The sequence below is a fragment of the Sphingomonas kyeonggiensis genome (genome assembly GCF_014196745.1).
In the GTDB taxonomy this organism is placed as follows: Bacteria; Pseudomonadota; Alphaproteobacteria; order Sphingomonadales; family Sphingomonadaceae; genus Sphingomonas; species Sphingomonas kyeonggiensis.
This window is the reverse complement of the sequence record NZ_JACIEH010000001.1, coordinates 1,007,708-1,023,945: the sequence shown is the minus strand read 5'-3', so window position 1 is coordinate 1,023,945 and position 16,238 is coordinate 1,007,708. Positions and strand designations below refer to the sequence as shown.

Genomic DNA, 16,238 nt, shown 5'->3' with positions numbered 1-16,238 from the left:
GGCCACTCGATGATCCGCATATAGCCGGCAAACATCGCCGTTGCCGAGGCCAGAAAGGCTGGACCGACTGGCATATCGTTGGCTGCCCTTGCCATCGACGCGGCAAGCCGTCGGTTGAACGGCCAGCTGAACCCACCAAATTCTGCAAAACCACCGCGCCCACAGAGGCAGTTCGAAAGTACCCGATGACCACCGATGCTGCAGCCCGCGACTATCTCGACTATTATCTCGACAAGCCGGGGAATCCTGATTTTGCGGTCATGCTCGAAGGACCCTGGGGGTCGGGAAAGAGCTTCTTTCTCGACCAGTATTTCGCTGACCGGCATGCCAAGGCGCTACGGACTGACAAAAAAGCCAAGGAAGCGATCCGCGTGACGCTGTTCGGCGTGCGCGAACTCGACGACATCATGAGCCAGATCTTCGCCAAGGCGCATCCAGTGCTCGGCGGCAAAGCCGTGCGTGCCGTCAACCTTCTGGGGTCGCGCGCAGCATCCTTTTTCGGCGGCTCGCTCGACCCGACCGAGAACGCCAAGCTGCTCCAGGATATGGTTCTGGATCTTCAGGACCGAGTGCTCGTGTTCGACGACTTCGAGCGCTGCCCGCTGCCGCCCGTCGAGGTGATGGGATTCCTCAACCGCTTTGTCGAACAGGACAAGGTCAAGGTCGTCGTCGTCGCCGACGAGGAGAATATCAACACCGACGAAGCAAAGGAATATCGCCGACGCAAAGAGAAGCTGATCGGCAAAACGATCCGCGTCGGGTCTGACCCCGCGACGGTCCTGGATGCCTTTGCTGCTGCGCTCAGCGGGAAAGAGGCTCGGGACACGATCGCTATGCATCGCGAGCAGGCGCTCGCGACGTTCCTCGCCGCGGGAAGGCCGAATTTTCGCAGTCTTCGCGCGATCCTTTCCGATTTTGATCGGATCGCGAGTCTCGCGGATCCCAAGCTCAAGGCGAGCGAGCCGGCAATGAAGGCCCTGTTGCTCTACATGCTCGCAGTGGGCGTTGAATTTCGCAGCGACGGGATCGATGTTGAAGGGCTCCGGACGCTGACCTCCGACATCGTGCTTCGTGGCAGGCTCAGCAAAACCGAGGAAAGCACAGGCCGGCAGCGCGGGAGCCTGTTCAGGTCTCGCTACCCGCTGGTAAGCTGGGGCGATCCTGTCGTGCCGCCGGAGTTGCTGGCCGAGCTGTTCGCGAGCGGCACCGTCGATCTTGTATCCGTCGATGCGCACCTCAATCAGCACCCGCTGGTGGTTGGGCGCGAACAGGTACCCGCATGGCGTGCCATGTGGAGCTGGTATGATATGGGCGAGACCGAATATCGGAAAGTTCGCGACCTCTATGCGAAGCAGCTCGCAGACCGCGAATTGATACACCCGGGGCAGCTACTCCACGCCGTCGGAAGCTCGCTGCGCCTGCTTGGCTATGGAGACGATCTGCTCGGCGGCGTTGCCCCGAAGGATTTCTTCACGGCCTATCTGGACGATGTCGAGAAGGCGGACACGCTGATCGCAGCGACCAATCTGTTCGGCTTCGGCAGCGACGGCTATGCCGGGCTCATCTACAATGAAAGTGACAGCGCCGCGTTTCAGGAAATCCGAGGGCTCGTCGCCGCTGCAGTCGGGCGCGCGCTGGACCGGCAAACCAAGCGAGAAGCGCCTGTGTTGGTGGACCGGCTCAAGGCCGATCCCGAGGGCGGCGCGATGCTCTATGAATGGGGTCCCGAAGAGGGCAATTATGGAGGGATCGCAATCCTCCATCATGTCGCGATCGGCGAAATCGCCGACCTGCTGTTGCAAGACGGAAAGCTCAACGACCGGCTTCTGGCGGCCCTGAAGGAGCGATACGAGCGGGCGCAGAGCGCAAAGTCGCTCGATTCCGAGAAGCCATGGGTCCTCAACCTACATGCCGAGCTCGCTGGGCGCGTGACATCCCTCCCGGCGCCGTACAAGCGGTTCGGCGAACTCCGCCTCGCCCATTGGTTCGAGCCCATAAAGGGCTGGGCAACTCCGTCGGCACCGCCTTCCCCCGCGGCTGCGGCGGCCAAGTCGACTAAGCGCCCCTCCGTGAAAAAGGCTCCGACGGCTTCCGCCAAGGCAGTCCCTGCCGCCAAAGCAGTGGTGAAAAAGCCAAGGATCAGAAAGAAGCCGTAAGGCGCAAGCCAGCAAAATGCGGCCGGCGTGCCCGCAATTGAAGGACGGAAACAGTAGCCTGGCCCAGAATATCATTCACTGGCCAAGGGGAATATGGCCGGGGGAAACGGCGGAAGCCGCCGCGCCCCCAAGCCTTAACCGTCAGGGCTTCACCACGCGGGGATCTGCGCGGACGATGTAATCGACCGCCACATCGATTTTGCGAAGCTCGCGACGCAGTGGAGCGCAATCCGGATAGGCTGCCTTGAGCTTGCCGTGTACCTCGCTCAGCAACTGCGCCAGTCCCTCCGGCGACCCAACGCGCACCGCAAGAGCGTCGAGCTCGTCATGCCCATAATAGACATCGACGACGTCGAAATCATTGGATCGGCGATACTCCAGTTCTTCTCCGAGCCAGTCTTCCAGCGCCGAACGTAGGAGGTTGAGGCGTTGATAGGCCTGGAAAGGAAGCTTCCCGAAGCGCATCGCCGCCTTCAGGATGCGGCCGATCTCGACATGGTCGGATAGCCTCATAACCGCGTTCGGCCGCCTCCGCTGGCCGCCGATTGTCGCGCCATAGGGCGCGGTAGTCCCGGTGCTGCGCGGGACAACGATACCTCTGGCTCGCGCGCGTCGCCGATCCTGCGGACTGGTGGCGCCAGGACTGAGGAACAGCGCGTGCGAGGCTGCGGAATCGCCGGTCCAATCGCGCTCGAGGACGGGATCCGGCATTGCATCGATCTTTCCCATGAGGGCGTCGATCGCAAACCCGTTGACGGCGTCCGTCGCGACATAAAGCTCGCAGGCAAAGGGATTGTATCGACCTGGCCAACTCGATTTGCGCAGGTGCCAATTCTCCCTGCGCGCCCATTCGGCCCGGGCCTCGTCGTCCGGCTTGTCGCCATAGGGTTCGTCGATGAGAACGAACTGCCCTGAGGCTGGATCATACCAATCAGTCGCATGATCGGTGTCGGGCAACTCGCTTACCTTCTCGCCGCCCGGATGCAGCTTGTGCCGACCGACATAGGGTCGCAGGCCGCTATGCTCCATGAAGCGAAGCGTCCTTGCCGCGACACAGATGCGGCGGCGGGCATGATCTCGCGATATCGCCAGGTGGTCAGCAACGACATGATCAGCGGCAACGGCGCGCATCCCCTTGAATCCCGGTGCGTGTCGAAGATCGGCCGTGCTGAACATTTCGAGCATCGGCCTGTCGAAATCCAGCTTTAGAGTTTCGCGGCCGACGTCCCAGTTCTCGCGATCCTGCCAATAGACTGTGACGAAGATCGCGTGTCCGGCCGGCTGCGTCGATCGTGCCGGAAGCTCGTGCTGGGCGTGCCGGTAGTTCTGGCAATCGGCGGCCTGTGCGGCGAGATCGAGTGCTCGAGAATGCTTGATCCCTTGCGACTTCTTGAGCTGATTCGCGAGGCGCTTGACCCCCTCGATCGTCGAGGGACGGACTCCACCATTCAACATAGACGTTCTCCGGGCCTGTATCGAGCGTCACCCGCCAACCGCCTCTCAAGCCTGAACGCTTGTTGAAAGGCCTTTTGAGTTCGGGACAGTGCTGTCAACAGCTTCGGAACGGCGGGTGCCGCGCTCCTGCCAAGAGCTGGTCTTTTTCTAGTTGCTGCCCGTTCGCGACGCAATCGCCGCCAGCTGGATTTCAGTGGATAAGTGGACCGGATGAGGAGCATGGTCTGGATGCAAGCTGCTCAAGACAAACCGCGAGGCCCAATGTATCTACCCACGCTCGATGACCTGCCCTTCAACAAGCGGCCGGACCTTTCACCTTATCTCATTCACCTGACGAAGAACACGAAGCGCGACGATGAATATTCGGCTTATGACAATCTCGTCAGCATCTTGCAGACAAGGCGTGTCGACGCGAGCGACACCAAAAAGGGATTCATCAAGGGACCGAATGGCGCGGCCTGCTTCATGGACGTTCCGTTCGCGTCGCTCAAATATGTTCTGACGCCGGAGAACACCAACCCGGACGATCCGCGCTATGAGCCTTTCGGCATCATCGTGACCAAGGAGCATGGCTATAAGAAAGGACTCCGACCTGTGCTCCATTTGTCCAACGACGAAACCCGGACGCTGGGCATCCCGCGCGACGAACTCTGGCGGGTCGTGCGGCTGGAGCGCAGCCAGGATGGCTGGATCAACTGGGTCCATGAGCGGGAATGGCGGTGCAAGGGCAGCTTCCGCCTGCCGAAGACGATCCATGCGGTGATCGTAAAGGACACCCGCTCGGCGAGAAGGCTGCGGGAGCGCATCTATGATGAGCGGGAGAAATTTGCCTGCGTCCGGGATGCGATCCTCCCTGCTTCGGTCATTTGTCAGGGGTTGTTGAAGTAACGGTCAGCCACTCGGGCGTCCGGAGATGCTCGGCATCGTGTCGCAGCGAGATCGCTTCGTCCCGCTCGAGGCGGCGAAATGCCCATCCGCCGTCGAGCATGGCGACGATGATGCGGCCCACCAGCGACCCAAACTCGGGGACGCCGGAGATCTCGATCGACCAGCCCATTGGCGCGAAATGGATGAACTGATTTCGAATCTGGTCGTGAAGCCGGCGAAGCCAGGCCAGCTCGACATCGCTGAGGACGATCCCCGGCTCTTGCGCTCCACTGCCGATGCTGTTCGGCTTGCGGATTGCCTTGAGGAGATCAGGAAGGGCCATGATTTGTATCGCCGGCTGCTTGGCATCGGGTTCGCGGTTGCCGCCATTGAGGTAGCGCCACCATTCGTCCGCGCTCTTTTTTGCAAGCGCGCCGAATGGCTGCGCCGTCGTCGTCAGATGGCAGACACACGCACCTTGCAGCGCCGAGTGCAATGCGAGCATCAGCCATTTTATCGCCTGTGGGTCTTGCTGGACAAGGGGGGCACTGCGGATCGCATGGCGGACGGACCCCGCGACATCGCTCGCCTCATCCGTCCGAAACCACCGCTCCTCCAGATGCTTCATGGTCATTGCCCGATAGCTCCAAATCGCACCGCGAACGCGGCCAGGCTCGCATTGATGGCTTCTTTCTCTGGCGCAAAATGCGCCTCCCTATGACAATTTGGGCACAGGGCAACGCAGGTCCATGGCCGGTCGCTTACGTCCACGCCCAGGATGTGATGTACGTCCAGGAAGCCGGGATAGCTTCGACCTTCGCCGCACCCTGGACTCTCGCATTGCCCGCCCGACCGTTCGATCACCAGGGCGCGGACTTTTGGGTTGCGCGGATAGCCTGAGCGAAGCTGTGGCCGGCGCTCAGCCGCATCGCGTCCGGGATCCTCCTGGCCGACAAGGTCATCGAGCGTGTCCGTGTCTCGCTCGATGCTCGGCACGCGCGGTAGTTTCAGCACATTGATGACGCCCGGCCAGTCCCAGAGCGCGCGCGCGACCGCCCCCGTTTCACGAAATCGATCATCTTGCAGCCAGAGCGTTGGACTTGCGCCATTGGTGGCATGGTTTTGCACAAGGGTCCCGCTCAGCCCGCGCGCCATCAGATCGGCGCTGATGCTCCGCTGCCGTTCCCATATCGCCCCTAGCGCCTTGCTCGGGACCAGCGCCGCCAAGGCGAACCCCTCCTTGCTGTCCTGCACCAGCAGGAGATGGCTATGCCCTTCGCGGACATGTCGGTTCATTACATTGGCAAGCGTCTGCTCCCACCCACCCTGGTCGAGCCGCGCCTTGAGCTGGGCGGCGGAATAGAGTTGTTCGCGTGGATTTCTGCCGTCTCGCCGCCAGCAAAGACGCACATGCATTCGGATTGGCAGTGCATCGAGGCGGGCCTCAATCACCTGGGTGACTGCGGTGCCGCGCTCGATCAGCCGGCGCCCGGTGACTTCAATGCCATGACGCTCCAGCAATGGCTCGACGCGCTGTCGGGTGCCTCGCTCCGCGGCGATGCTCTCCTCGGTGCGAAATCGTCGTGTTGCCATTGTGGCCCAATCCCTTCCCTCGCCCCGGCTCGGCCGCGGCGAAATATAGCCTCGCATGCGATCGCTCTCTATCAAACGGTGCGAAATCACCCGAACGTGTGAACCCATTGTCGTTTGGGCGCACCCAACGCTCAGACAACGCTGCCCTCGAAGATAGGCAGCGTGGCCATCGCACCCGCGCATGGGCGCCTTCCGAGGCTGCTCCGCCGTCGCCCCGATATCGCGCAGGCCGAACTCGAGCTGACCGCCTCGGGTGCTCCGCTGGCAGCCGCTCGCAAGAATTTCCTTCCGCGCGTGACGGGAACGGCGGGCGCGGCATTCCAACCTGATCACTCCGGACCCGATCACGCTGTGAAGCTTCGGCGGATCGATCCTCGCTAAAGCCGATACCCTCAATCCAAGGATCGCGCTCTATCGCGCAATGGGCGACGGCTGGAGCGCGGACGCGATCGGCAAGGCGCGCTGATCGGCATCTCCGGGTACGTTAGGAATTTCCCAACTGATCAGCTTCAGGCTGCGCCCAATGATCCAGCGCGCTGCTCCTCGTCGCAGGCATCGTCGGCGGCCGACATCGTTCGGCGAATGGGTAGCTGCGACCGCGCTCCTGACCGGCATCCTGGTGTATAATTTCGCGCCAGGGATCGAGCAGGCGCTTATTGGCTCGACCACGATGCGCGACCGCGAAGCGGCGATCGAGCGCTCAGCATATTACTCCAATTGCAACGCGGCACGCGCAGCAGGCGTCGCACCGATCTCGCGCGGCTCGCCCGGCTATCGGCCAGAGATGGACGGAGATGGGGATGGTGTGGCTTGCGAGCCCGTCCGGTTCTGACCCGAGAGGTCCGCCGTCGGTCGGGGTGCCGACTTTATGAAGTACCGCCGATAGTCTAGATCGCTGGCCGGAGGATCTCGCCGGTGTCCAGTAAATGGCCAGATTGGGAAAACACGACAGGCGAGGCGGTCGCCGCGCTTCCGGTCGACCGATATGAGAGAGTTCTCGCGCTTCGCGCAGGCTTGCTCAGCCACGCGACCGACGGGAGCATGGACGCGGACGTCTACAGAGTGGTTCGCGGCGAATTGATCGCGGACGCCGAAGTTGTGCAAATGCTGCCAAGGTTTCTGCGCACCTGTCAGACCACCGACGACTTCTGGCAGCACATCAAGATGGAGTTCAGCACCTATGCTGAGCGGCGGGCGCATATTCGGGAAGTGTTCGCCCCACTCCTCGAATATCTCGAGCGAGCCGCCGCGCCGGGTGCGGAGGCCATCACGGACGCGCTGCGCAATCTGCAGGAAGGGGAAGTCCATCGCATCTGGGCGAAAGCGCTCGCGCGCTGTGCGAGTGATCCCGAGGGCGCGGTAACCGCAGCGCGAACGCTGCTGGAAAGCGTCTGCATGCATATCCTCGATGGCCTGGCGGAAGGCGGGACCCCGCTCTACACGCCCGGCGATGACCTTCCCAAGCTCTACCGCGCAACCGCGGAACAGCTCAACCTGGCGCCGTCACAGCACACCGAAGATGTTTTCAAGCGATTGCTCGGCGGTTGCACGACCGTGGTCGAGAGCATTGGCGCAATCCGGAACCGGGTCGGCGATGCACATGGGCGTGGAAGGAGACCGGTCAAGATCGCGCCTCGCCACGCGCATCTGGCGGTGAATCTCGCCGGCGCCGTTGCGCTCTTCCTAGCCGAGACGGCGGAGGCGAAGGCCCCGAAGCAATAGCGTTCCAGGGCAGGCTCCCTCTCTAGAGCCCGCCGAGTTTCCACAGGAATCGACCCGGCCCGTTCAGCGCCAGCCAAGCGCCGGTGCGACGTGCGTCAGGATGGAGTCGATGACATGGGCGTTATAGTCGACCCCAAGCTGGTTCGGGACGGTCAGCAACAGCGTATCCGCCTCGGCGATCGCCTCATCGGCACGTAGCTCCTCGATCAGTCGCTCGGGCTCGGCCGCATAGGAGCGTCCGAACACGGCGCGCATATTATCGATATCGCCGATCTGGTCGCTGGAGTCGGTCCGGCCGAAATAGGCGCGATCGCGGTCGTTCATCAGCGCGAAGATCGAACGGGACACGGACACGCGCGGCTCGCGCGCATGACCTGCCTCCTTCCATGCTTCGCGATAGAGGCGGATCTGCTTGGCCTGCTGCACATGGAAGGGCTCACCGCTCTCGTCGGCCTTCAGGGTCGAGCTCTGCAGGTTCATTCCCTGTTTGGCCGCCCAGAGCGCGGTCGCATTTGAAGCCGAACCCCACCAGATGCGCTCACGCAAGCCTGGAGAATGCGGCTCGAGCCGCAACAGGCCCGGCGGATTGCGGAACATCGGACGCGGGTTTGGGGTCGCGAAGCCCTCGCCCTTCAGGAGGTCGAGGAACACCTCGGCATGGCGCCGGCCCATATCGGCGTCGGTCTCGCCCTCTCCCGGCGCATAGCCGAAATAGCGCCAGCCCTCGATCACCTGCTCGGGCGAACCACGGCTGATGCCGAGCTGCAGGCGACCGGTGCTGATCAGGTCGGCCGCGCCGGCGTCCTCGGCCATGTAGAAGGGGTTTTCGTAGCGCATATCGATCACGCCGGTGCCGATCTCGATCCGGCTGGTCTTGGCGCCGATCGCGGAGAGGAGCGGAAAAGGCGATGCGAGCTGCTGGGCGAAATGATGGACGCGGAAATAGGCACCGTCGGCGCCGAGCTCCTCAGCCGCGACGGCAAGATCGATCGACTGCAGAAGGACGTCGGAAGCCGACCGGACCGCAGATTGCTGCGCGGGCGACCAATGGCCGAAGGAAAGAAACCCGATCTTTTTCATGCGACATCCCGAGGTTCAAGGCTGATCGCTACCATAGGCTGCGAAGCTATTCTCTCGGGGAGATAGGCTGCCAGGGACCGCAGCGCATCGGCGAGCTGGTCTGCAGATTGGAAACGGAAGGTTTCCAGCGAGAGCAAGCGCTCCCGGGCCGTCGTTCCACCGGGTCGAACGCGGAGCGCTGGCCTGTCCTAGAGGTCCGACTTAGCAACAACGCGCGGCGACGTTCGCAGGCATTTATCGGACTCTGGGAAGACAGCTAAGAGGATCAGCGCCGACTAGAAACCAAGGATCGTTCGAGATCATGATCAACAAGCAGTTCGACCTGATCGAAGAGGCTGATCTTTTGGCCCTTGTCGCCTCGAAAGCGATCGAGAGCCGTACGCTCGAATTCAAACGAGAAGTCGCCAACAAGACCGAAGCACAGGTTGAGCTGGTGCGGGACTTGGCAGCGCTAGCGAATGACCAGGGTGGCGATTTTCTGATTGGCGTCGGCCAATCCAAGGAAGGCGTCGCCAATTCGGTGCTCGGCGTCGAGATTGCGAATCTCGACGCCAAGCGGCTGGAACTGGAAAACATGATCCGCGATCGAACCGAGCCGCGACTTTCAAAATATCAGCTTCGCTTCATTCCGGTCGCGGATGACCGGTTCGTCATCCATTTTCGCGTGAGTGCGAGCCTCGTGGCCCCGCATGCCGTTCGCGTGGGTACGCACCGGAATTACTTCGTTCGCAACGGCTCGGGGAAACACGAGATGGATGTCGGAGAATTGCGGGACGCCTTCACGGCGGGCGAGCAGCTTTTCCCTCGCCTCCGCAAGCTCCACCGGCTCGCTATCGCCAGGTCCCGAGGTCTCGACATGCCCTTTCGTATCGAGCGCGCGCCGCGATGCATCCTCACGCTCGTGCCGCGTGGATATTTCCGCGAGCAGATGGATTTGCCGATCACGCGAGGGAACGCCCTCGTGCCGTTTCGTTCCCAGGGATATGATTTCATACCAAGCCTGGAGGGCCTTCTGGCGCATTCCGAGCTTCGCGACGGCAAGGGCGACGACATGTTCTCAACCATCGTGAGCTCTTATGTCCTCAATCATTGGGGCGGCTATTTCGATATCGGATGGACCATCGGCACGAGGCCGGAGAGCGCCGTAGACGGGATCAAGGCGAAGCGATCCCGCCAGTCGAAACATGCTGGCATTGTGTCTCCGGAGGCATTCGAACAGGGGATACTCGGCATGACTGCCGCTGGCATCGCCAAACTGCGAACACTCGGTCGCGAGGGCCCGTGGGTGGTCTTCGTAACCGTGAAAGGGCTCGGCGGAACCAGACTTGCGATCGACGAAAATGCGCGGACGGTTCTCTCGTGGCGAAAGACGGCGACCCTGGGCGAAGTCTCGATCGAGGAAGCCACGGAGGAATCGTTGATGTCGTTCGCGAGAGGATTGTGGCTGCTATATGGGTCAGACCGTCCTGCGGGTCGGCGTATGGGTTCGCATCGATGAATCGAGACGGGCTTCGTTAATCGCGGGATGTTCAGACGATCATCCCGGCGTATCCGTCAGCGGAAATCGCGTGGCTTGATCTTGATGCCCTTGGTCGGCTGACCTGGGATGATGCCCGATCCGAGGCGGAGATCCGGAATATAGATTTCCCGCGGTGGCTTCCCCAGCGGCCGTTCGGCCGGATCGCGCGGATCGGCCCCTCAAGCGGCTGTTGTTGCTCACATCGGCGGCGAGGAGTTCGCAATGCTGCTTCCGGATACGTCCGGTCAGATGGCTTGGCTCAAGGCGGAGGCCCTTCGGATCGCTTTTCCCGTCCAGCTGGATGCGTCGATCGCACGCGCCACCGTAAGCGGGGGCATTGCCGAATGGCGGCTTGGCGAAAGCCTTGTCGATCTTATGCGCCGGGCGGATGGCGCCTGCTATCGCGCGAAAGTCGATGGCAGGGATCGCGTCTCCAGCGCGGCGGAAAATGATCGAATCGAGGACGATCATGGCGATGCGAGGTCGAAGTTCGCGGCCGGCGGACCTCGGAGCATTTTGATGATGCCTAGCCGGGCTGCGGTGTATTGAGAGCCCCTGCGCTCGGTGTGGCGCGCCAGCAAAGAGTCGCGTGAGAGACGCCGCCAGGGTGTACCGCCGGGCGGAAGCCGGGGCGGCCGCGTGAAGAACGCGGCGGCGGATGGTGGGCCTCGCCTTTCTTCCCGTTGGGGCGGAGCCTGCTGCAGCTTTTCACCAGATCCGGCATGCGCAGAACCGCACCTCGAGAAGCGGCTCTCCGCACGACCCGGCGGCACGCCATAGACTCCCCCCTTCCCTCCGGTCGCGCAGACCGCGTCCGGGCTAACAAAGACCCACATCCGATGCAGCGGCGATCCGGACGGGCTTGTAGAGAGCGCGCCCGGGACGTCTCGTTCAGCCGCCGGCAAGCGCTCCACGCGCCGCACGCAGGCTTAGCAGGCGCTCGGAGCTATCCGCGGTCAGCTCGCCCCACGCAAAGGCGGAACGCGCGCCGCGAATGTCCGTCCAGATTTGACCGGCAACGCGCAACAGCTCCGCATCGCTGGGATCGCGTCCCTCCGAGATACAGGCGACAACCTCGGGCGCGATAGTCGCTTGACCGGGCATCATGGCTCTCTCCTTTTCCGGGAGTTAGGGGCGACGAACCGGGATGGAAGAGCCGGCGCGCCGCGAATGCGACGAACCGGTCGCAGCCGAAGATGCTGGCGGTCGCTTCCTTCGAGCGTCCGGAACCCGGCCGACGCCCGTGCGGTCGCGAAACCGAGCCCGATGCTGGGTTGATGGAAACTATCGAATGCCCGCTTCACAACTCGAAATCGACGATTCGACCTTCTCGTCAGAGCACAGTCGTGACGGCGCGTCGCAACGCTGCTTTCAAGCCCTTTCCGAGAAGGGGTCGAAAAGCCCGATCCTCGGTATCGACCGGAGCAGGATGTGAGCCGGCGACGATGTCGTCCAGCGCCTGCGCGTCCTCGCGTACGGCACGGCCTCAGTCGGTCGTCGCTGTCGCCAGCGTTTGAGCTTGGGCCTGGCTGCCCAACATTGTGACCAGCGCAGCGCCGGCAATCCCGCCTCGCATAGGCCCCTTGAACAAACTATCCGGGATTACTTTTCGTATCGTGCCGGGGGTTGGCTCCGGCCAGAATGCCGCTCAGTGCCAGCCGGACCAACGTCCCGGATTTCGGTCCGGAGGTGAATCCCATTGCAGGAGCGAAAGCCAGCTCGAATATCAGCGCGCCAAGCGCCTCGGCATCGACATCCAGCTGCATCTTCCCGCAAAGCGTATCGCCCAGGGCCTTCCAGTGCGCCCTGAATAGCTGCGCCTGACGGTCGCCGAAGGTCTTCGCCTTCCTCGCATGCTGGATATGTTCGAGCACCAGAAGTGCCCAGTCTCCATCCCGCGCGCGGGCGTCGGCCCATTCGGCGAGCACTTCGACGACTTCGGGCACTGTCGCGGCCCGATCGACCTGTTGGAGCAGGTTCGGAAGGTCGGCATGGGACTCCGTCTCCATCACCGCCAGGAAGAGGTCCTGCTTGCTGCCAAAATTCGAGTAGACCGCACCCTTGCTGAACCCGGCCTCCTCGGCGACCCTGTCGATGCTCGTCCCGCCATAACCAGAGGACCACAGCTTCAGGCTACGAGCACTTCTATCAGAAGACACCAACATGGATCGCGCCGCGAGCGCGATGCCCAAGCTCATTCAGTGCGAGGTTCTGAGGGCCTCGCGCTGTGCCTCATCGATATAGCCAAGATTGTAGAGGTGCTCGATCAGTGCGCTGACGCTGACATGCATCTCTTCGGCGATCTCGGCGAGATGGGGACCGGACCAACCCTGTGAACGACGTCGGTACCGCTCTATCAGCGCGCGAGGCATCAACAGCATCGCTGCAAATGCATTGGCGCGCTTCTCTACCCCTCCGGGCGCCCAGGGACCGCTAACCTGTGCGACCCGGCGAGCGCGGCTCTGATCATAGAGGATGTGACAGAGCTCATGGGCCATGGTGAACCGCCGTCCCGCTTCATTCTGCGAGAAGGGGCTATTCTTGTTGATGATAACGGTAGGAACGATGCCGGACCCCGCCAGAGCTACCCCTCGGATATTCCTGGTATCGAGTTGCCTGGATATCAGCTTGATACCGAACCGCTTCACGATGCTCTCGATGTCCACCCAAGAACTGGTATCGATCTCCAAGTCGTCGAGCAAAGCCTCCGCCAGGTCATAGCCTTCGTCATGGGCGGGCGAGAGCGGGAAACCGACGGTGCGATCCACGAAAGCGTCAAGCGCACTCGTGTCATAGGTACGGAGCTGATTGACGAGAATGCCCGAAAGCGTTCGCACGTCCTTAAGCGTCAGACGTGGATCGACTCCGCCGAACATTGCGACCGGCGCAGCGAGCAGATCGGCAACGGGGGCCGCGATGTCGAATTTCGAAACGAGAAGCTCGGGCCGGCCGAGATCCTCGAAAACCGCCTCGACCTTCTGAGCAAGAGGGTCGCCAAGATAGATCCTGCGAATCTCGCTGTCGGTCGATGCCTGGACGAGAGCCACACGCTCCTTCAACGCTGCGATCTCGACTGCGGCGGCGTCATCCGGCGCAACCGCGTTTGCCGCGATCCACTGAAGGGCATCCCAGAGTGGCTCGGCAACATCCTGCACGCGCAGCACCGCGGCGCCAGCCGCCAGCGCAAAACTGAAGCCCTCCGGCGCAAAATCCGCTTCTCGTGACGACCAGGAAAGCTCGACGCCGTCGCCAAGCCGGCGAAGGAACAGGTCCGGAAAGAGCCCCCCCGCAGCGCCCGCTCTCAACGCATGGCGCTCCCACCAGCGACGCACTTGGTCATATACGGCCGCGCGATTGCTATTGTCCTCGGGCAGCCAACGCTCAAGCGCGACGTTACACGCGGTAGCTGCGGCCGCGAAAGTGCGCTCTGGCCACAGGAAATCCTCCTCATGGAAGAGATGCGCCCAATTCTCGGCGATCCACTGTGCTACCGGGAGCAAATACCAGCGAACCGCTTCATGCTGCTCGTCACCGAAGGTATGCGCGGTTATCGGGAAACCGCGAACGACCAGGCGCAATGATCCCAGCGAAAAGCCATAGCCGAGTGGCCGCGAGGTCAGCGGCGACCGGTCGTCGAGCCAATCCAGCGTGATCTGAAAGCGCTCGGGAACGCCAAAGGACACTGGCTGGCTCATTGATCGCTCACCATCGCCCAATCGATGCCGCCCTCGCCCTTCAGATATTTCCTGATCTCCTTCGAGGTCACTTTGCCAGCGCGCTTCCATGCCTGCACCAAACTCGTAGGAACCGATTGCCATGGCACCGGATAGCCATGCCAAGTCCCGTCGGCAGTCGGCTTGGCCTCGAACGCGATTCCGTTCTTCGTCGCAAACCGACGCTGGAGACCATCAGGATGCTGTTCGGACTGTGCGAACATTTTGGCCGCTTCGCTATCCTGCCAGTTATGTGCGTACATATCCGTGCCAAGCCCACTCTCGGAAGTCTCGTGCGACCATTGCGGGCACAGGGTCCCCTTCACCTCGTCGCCAGGCCGGCGCTTGTGCTTGGAGCTTCCGCGATATGCGGGCCCGTCGTGATTCCAAGCCTTGGTCATGGTCCTTTCGCTTTGTGCTAAAAGAGCGATTGTAGGCAAGTCTCTGTAGATCGATATCGGCACCAGTCCTCCCACCAGAAGGCGGTAGCGCTGAGATTCAGTGCCGTGTCATCGATCCATCACCAAATGCGTTGTCGTCCCCCAGCGCATAGCATCGCAGCTTATCGCCCTCCGCCATCCGTCCAGCCGCAACCTCGCGGTCGGTCACGCTTTTCAACCTGCCTCGATCGAGCTTGCCATCGACGAGACATTCCGCCCGAAGAAACATCCATATCTGCGCGCTGCGATGTGCTTCGAACGCGATGACGTCGCCACCCGTGCGTTCCAGAGGCGACCGATCCAAAAGCGGTCGGGCAGCTCACGCCCCAATTGCCCCCATTCGCGTCTCGTGAGAAAATGCGCGTATGACACTCATGCTTGCCATCGCGATTGGCGCCTTTTTGCTTGCATTTTTCGCGGCCCGCATTGTCGCGAAGAGCGTCAAAAAGCGCTTTTGGTCGTGGCTGGCAGTTGGCTCAGTGGCCGTGTTACCCACCGTTGCGCTTTATGCCGGCATTCGGCACTCGTCGCAAATGGTTGGATGGGGATTGCTCCTCCTTGTGCCCGCATCAATTGCATGGGCCTTGGGCTGGATCGTCTGTTTTGCATACACGAAATGCCAGCTGGTGAATGGCAGCTAACCACCCATAGTCGGCCGTTTGGCGGTGGGGCGGCCAATCCAAAAGCGGGTCAGGCTGCAAACGCCCCAAATCCAGCCGCGCGAGCTTATTGATCCGTATCCTGAAAGCTGCCGTTCATTGCGGTTTCCGGCCGCGCCCGCCAGACCTTGCCGGGATCGATTTACCGTGTTCGGCCCACCAAGTGGCGAGCGCTTCCATTGTGGGGCCTAGCCCGCGGGCCTTGGCTGTCATCTCATACTCGACGCGCGGGGGCACCTCGGCAAAGACTGTCCGAGAGATCAGCCCATCGGCCTCCAACTCGCGAAGTTGCGCCGTGAGCATATGCTGCGTGATGCCGGGGATTGCCTTGCGCAGTTCGCCAAAGCGATGAACCCGCTGGTGGAGCAACCACATTATCTCCAGTTTCCACTTGCCCGAGAGCATCGCGAACGCGCGGCGCATCTCATCCTGCATGGTGAACGCACCGTCTTCCAATAGTCAGGTTCTCCATACTAGCGGTTGATAATTCATCCTACTTGTGGCGAATCATCCAATAGCTCATCTTCTATACAGCTAGCCGGCGTCGCTGAGAACGCCCGGCCACCAATAGTCATTCAACGACCCGACTTCGCGTGCCTGTGCCGCGGAAAGGAGGATCATGCCTGCGAGTTACGTATACTGGATCAGTACCGCGCTATTGTCGCTGCTCTACCTGTCGTCAGCCGCCTTGTATGTGTCGAAGCCAGCCTTTGTGCGCCAGGCACAGGCCGATCTCGGTTATCGTGCCGAGCATCTCGTTCCGTTCATGGTGGTGGTGAAGATCCTGGGGCCGGTGGCGATCCTGTCGCGTGTCAGCGTGCCGCTCAGCGACCTCGCCTATGCCGGCATCCTTTACCATCTGCTGCTGTCAGGCATGGCGCATCTGGGCGTCGGCAAGGCGAAGGGCGCCATCCCGGCCATCATCGGCCTCGCGCTGCTCGCGGCCTCGTTCACGACGCAGAACGCCGCCCGTGAAGCCGCTTCCCCCTATGCGCCGCAATCCGGCGCGCATCACCTCATCACGAAAGGATAAC

At 62.0% G+C, this 16,238-nt stretch carries 17 protein-coding genes; 8 read left to right on the top strand and 9 right to left on the bottom strand.

All coding sequences use genetic code 11. The features are described 5' to 3' along the window. The first annotated feature begins 185 nt into the window (after positions 1-185). A complete protein-coding gene (locus tag GGR46_RS04975) occupies positions 186-2,156 on the top strand; it encodes a P-loop NTPase fold protein (protein ID WP_183995105.1) in 1,971 nt (656 codons plus the stop codon). A gap of 141 nt (positions 2,157-2,297) precedes the next feature. On the opposite strand, the gene GGR46_RS04970 is transcribed toward GGR46_RS04975, so the two are convergent. Beyond that, positions 2,298-3,611: a DUF5623 domain-containing protein gene (locus GGR46_RS04970; RefSeq protein ID WP_183995103.1), complete on the bottom strand. Its 1,314-nt coding sequence runs from the start codon at positions 3,609-3,611 to the stop codon at positions 2,298-2,300. 261 nt (positions 3,612-3,872) lie between these two features. Here GGR46_RS04970 and GGR46_RS04965 point away from each other — a divergent pair, with 261 nt between their 5' ends. After that, on the top strand, positions 3,873-4,499 hold the full coding sequence (locus GGR46_RS04965) for a hypothetical protein (RefSeq protein WP_183995101.1): 627 nt from the start codon (positions 3,873-3,875) through the stop codon (positions 4,497-4,499). Here the strand turns inward: GGR46_RS04965 and GGR46_RS04960 are convergent. Beyond that, positions 4,474-5,112: a hypothetical protein gene (locus GGR46_RS04960; protein ID WP_246425899.1), complete on the bottom strand. Its 639-nt coding sequence runs from the start codon at positions 5,110-5,112 to the stop codon at positions 4,474-4,476. The genes GGR46_RS04965 and GGR46_RS04960 overlap by 26 nt on opposite strands. Then, on the bottom strand, positions 5,109-6,071 hold the full coding sequence (locus tag GGR46_RS04955; RefSeq protein WP_221262555.1) for an HNH endonuclease signature motif containing protein: 963 nt from the start codon (positions 6,069-6,071) through the stop codon (positions 5,109-5,111). Before GGR46_RS04955 ends, GGR46_RS04960 begins: the two co-directional genes overlap by 4 nt. A 523-nt stretch (positions 6,072-6,594) precedes the next feature. Here GGR46_RS04955 and GGR46_RS25295 point away from each other — a divergent pair. Beyond that, entirely contained in the window at positions 6,595-6,903 is a 309-nt protein-coding gene (locus tag GGR46_RS25295; RefSeq protein WP_246425898.1) for an excalibur calcium-binding domain-containing protein, read from the top strand. Positions 6,904-7,112: 209 nt separating this feature from the next. Next, the gene (locus tag GGR46_RS04945; protein ID WP_183995099.1) at positions 7,113-7,793 is read left to right on the top strand and encodes an abortive infection family protein; all 681 of its coding nucleotides are present in this window, start codon (positions 7,113-7,115) and stop codon (positions 7,791-7,793) included. 63 nt (positions 7,794-7,856) lie between these two features. Here GGR46_RS04945 and GGR46_RS04940 read toward each other — a convergent pair whose 3' ends face one another. Next, entirely contained in the window at positions 7,857-8,873 is a 1,017-nt protein-coding gene (locus GGR46_RS04940; RefSeq protein WP_183995097.1) for an LLM class flavin-dependent oxidoreductase, read from the bottom strand. A 301-nt stretch (positions 8,874-9,174) separates the two neighbouring features. On the opposite strand from GGR46_RS04940, the gene GGR46_RS04935 reads away from it, so the two are divergent. Beyond that, entirely contained in the window at positions 9,175-10,371 is a 1,197-nt protein-coding gene (locus GGR46_RS04935) for an AlbA family DNA-binding domain-containing protein (protein WP_183995094.1), read from the top strand. Positions 10,372-10,515: 144 nt separating this feature from the next. Continuing rightward, positions 10,516-10,941, top strand: coding sequence for a GGDEF domain-containing protein (locus GGR46_RS04930; RefSeq protein ID WP_343058092.1), 426 nt, complete (start codon positions 10,516-10,518; stop codon positions 10,939-10,941). 342 nt (positions 10,942-11,283) lie between these two features. Here the strand turns inward: GGR46_RS04930 and GGR46_RS04925 are convergent, their stop codons facing one another. From GGR46_RS04925 to GGR46_RS04910, 4 genes are all read right to left on the bottom strand, one after another. Further along, positions 11,284-11,499, bottom strand: coding sequence for a hypothetical protein (locus GGR46_RS04925; RefSeq protein ID WP_183995090.1), 216 nt, complete (start codon positions 11,497-11,499; stop codon positions 11,284-11,286). A gap of 485 nt (positions 11,500-11,984) precedes the next feature. Further along, a complete protein-coding gene (locus GGR46_RS04920; protein ID WP_183995088.1) occupies positions 11,985-12,590 on the bottom strand; it encodes a TetR/AcrR family transcriptional regulator in 606 nt (201 codons plus the stop codon). Then, on the bottom strand, positions 12,591-14,087 hold the full coding sequence (locus GGR46_RS04915; RefSeq protein WP_183995086.1) for an ImmA/IrrE family metallo-endopeptidase: 1,497 nt from the start codon (positions 14,085-14,087) through the stop codon (positions 12,591-12,593). Continuing rightward, the gene (locus tag GGR46_RS04910; protein ID WP_183995084.1) at positions 14,084-14,506 is read right to left on the bottom strand and encodes a hypothetical protein; all 423 of its coding nucleotides are present in this window, start codon (positions 14,504-14,506) and stop codon (positions 14,084-14,086) included. The genes GGR46_RS04915 and GGR46_RS04910 overlap by 4 nt, the downstream gene beginning before the upstream one ends. Positions 14,507-14,910: 404 nt before the next feature. Here GGR46_RS04910 and GGR46_RS04905 point away from each other — a divergent pair, with 404 nt between their 5' ends. Continuing rightward, complete coding sequence (locus GGR46_RS04905; protein WP_183995082.1) at positions 14,911-15,186, top strand: hypothetical protein; 276 nt, start codon at positions 14,911-14,913, stop codon at positions 15,184-15,186. 114 nt (positions 15,187-15,300) lie between these two features. Here the strand turns inward: GGR46_RS04905 and GGR46_RS04900 are convergent, their stop codons facing one another. Further along, positions 15,301-15,660 (bottom strand): winged helix-turn-helix transcriptional regulator, encoded by a 360-nt coding sequence (locus GGR46_RS04900; RefSeq protein WP_281396555.1) that lies wholly within the window; start codon positions 15,658-15,660, stop codon positions 15,301-15,303. 163 nt (positions 15,661-15,823) lie between these two features. On the opposite strand from GGR46_RS04900, the gene GGR46_RS04895 reads away from it, so the two are divergent. Beyond that, positions 15,824-16,237 carry a DoxX family protein gene (locus GGR46_RS04895; protein ID WP_183995080.1) on the top strand — a complete coding sequence of 138 codons (414 nt, stop codon included), beginning with the start codon at positions 15,824-15,826 and terminating at the stop codon, positions 16,235-16,237. Position 16,238 lies beyond the last annotated feature (1 nt).

Bases quoted from the DNA above. Each gene is read 5' to 3' on its own strand.
- GGR46_RS04975 (WP_183995105.1), top strand. From the start codon at position 186: ATGACCACCGATGCTGCAGCCCGCGACTATCTCGACTATTATCTCGAC.
- GGR46_RS04970 (WP_183995103.1), bottom strand. From the start codon at position 3,611: ATGTTGAATGGTGGAGTCCGTCCCTCGACGATCGAGGGGGTCAAGCGC.
- GGR46_RS04965 (WP_183995101.1), top strand. From the start codon at position 3,873: ATGTATCTACCCACGCTCGATGACCTGCCCTTCAACAAGCGGCCGGAC.
- GGR46_RS04960 (WP_246425899.1), bottom strand. From the start codon at position 5,112: ATGACCATGAAGCATCTGGAGGAGCGGTGGTTTCGGACGGATGAGGCG.
- GGR46_RS04955 (WP_221262555.1), bottom strand. From the start codon at position 6,071: ATGGCAACACGACGATTTCGCACCGAGGAGAGCATCGCCGCGGAGCGA.
- GGR46_RS25295 (WP_246425898.1), top strand. From the start codon at position 6,595: ATGATCCAGCGCGCTGCTCCTCGTCGCAGGCATCGTCGGCGGCCGACA.
- GGR46_RS04945 (WP_183995099.1), top strand. From the start codon at position 7,113: ATGGACGCGGACGTCTACAGAGTGGTTCGCGGCGAATTGATCGCGGAC.
- GGR46_RS04940 (WP_183995097.1), bottom strand. From the start codon at position 8,873: ATGAAAAAGATCGGGTTTCTTTCCTTCGGCCATTGGTCGCCCGCGCAG.
- GGR46_RS04935 (WP_183995094.1), top strand. From the start codon at position 9,175: ATGATCAACAAGCAGTTCGACCTGATCGAAGAGGCTGATCTTTTGGCC.
- GGR46_RS04925 (WP_183995090.1), bottom strand. From the start codon at position 11,499: ATGATGCCCGGTCAAGCGACTATCGCGCCCGAGGTTGTCGCCTGTATC.
- GGR46_RS04920 (WP_183995088.1), bottom strand. From the start codon at position 12,590: ATGAGCTTGGGCATCGCGCTCGCGGCGCGATCCATGTTGGTGTCTTCT.
- GGR46_RS04915 (WP_183995086.1), bottom strand. From the start codon at position 14,087: ATGAGCCAGCCAGTGTCCTTTGGCGTTCCCGAGCGCTTTCAGATCACG.
- GGR46_RS04910 (WP_183995084.1), bottom strand. From the start codon at position 14,506: ATGACCAAGGCTTGGAATCACGACGGGCCCGCATATCGCGGAAGCTCC.
- GGR46_RS04905 (WP_183995082.1), top strand. From the start codon at position 14,911: ATGACACTCATGCTTGCCATCGCGATTGGCGCCTTTTTGCTTGCATTT.
- GGR46_RS04895 (WP_183995080.1), top strand. From the start codon at position 15,824: ATGCCTGCGAGTTACGTATACTGGATCAGTACCGCGCTATTGTCGCTG.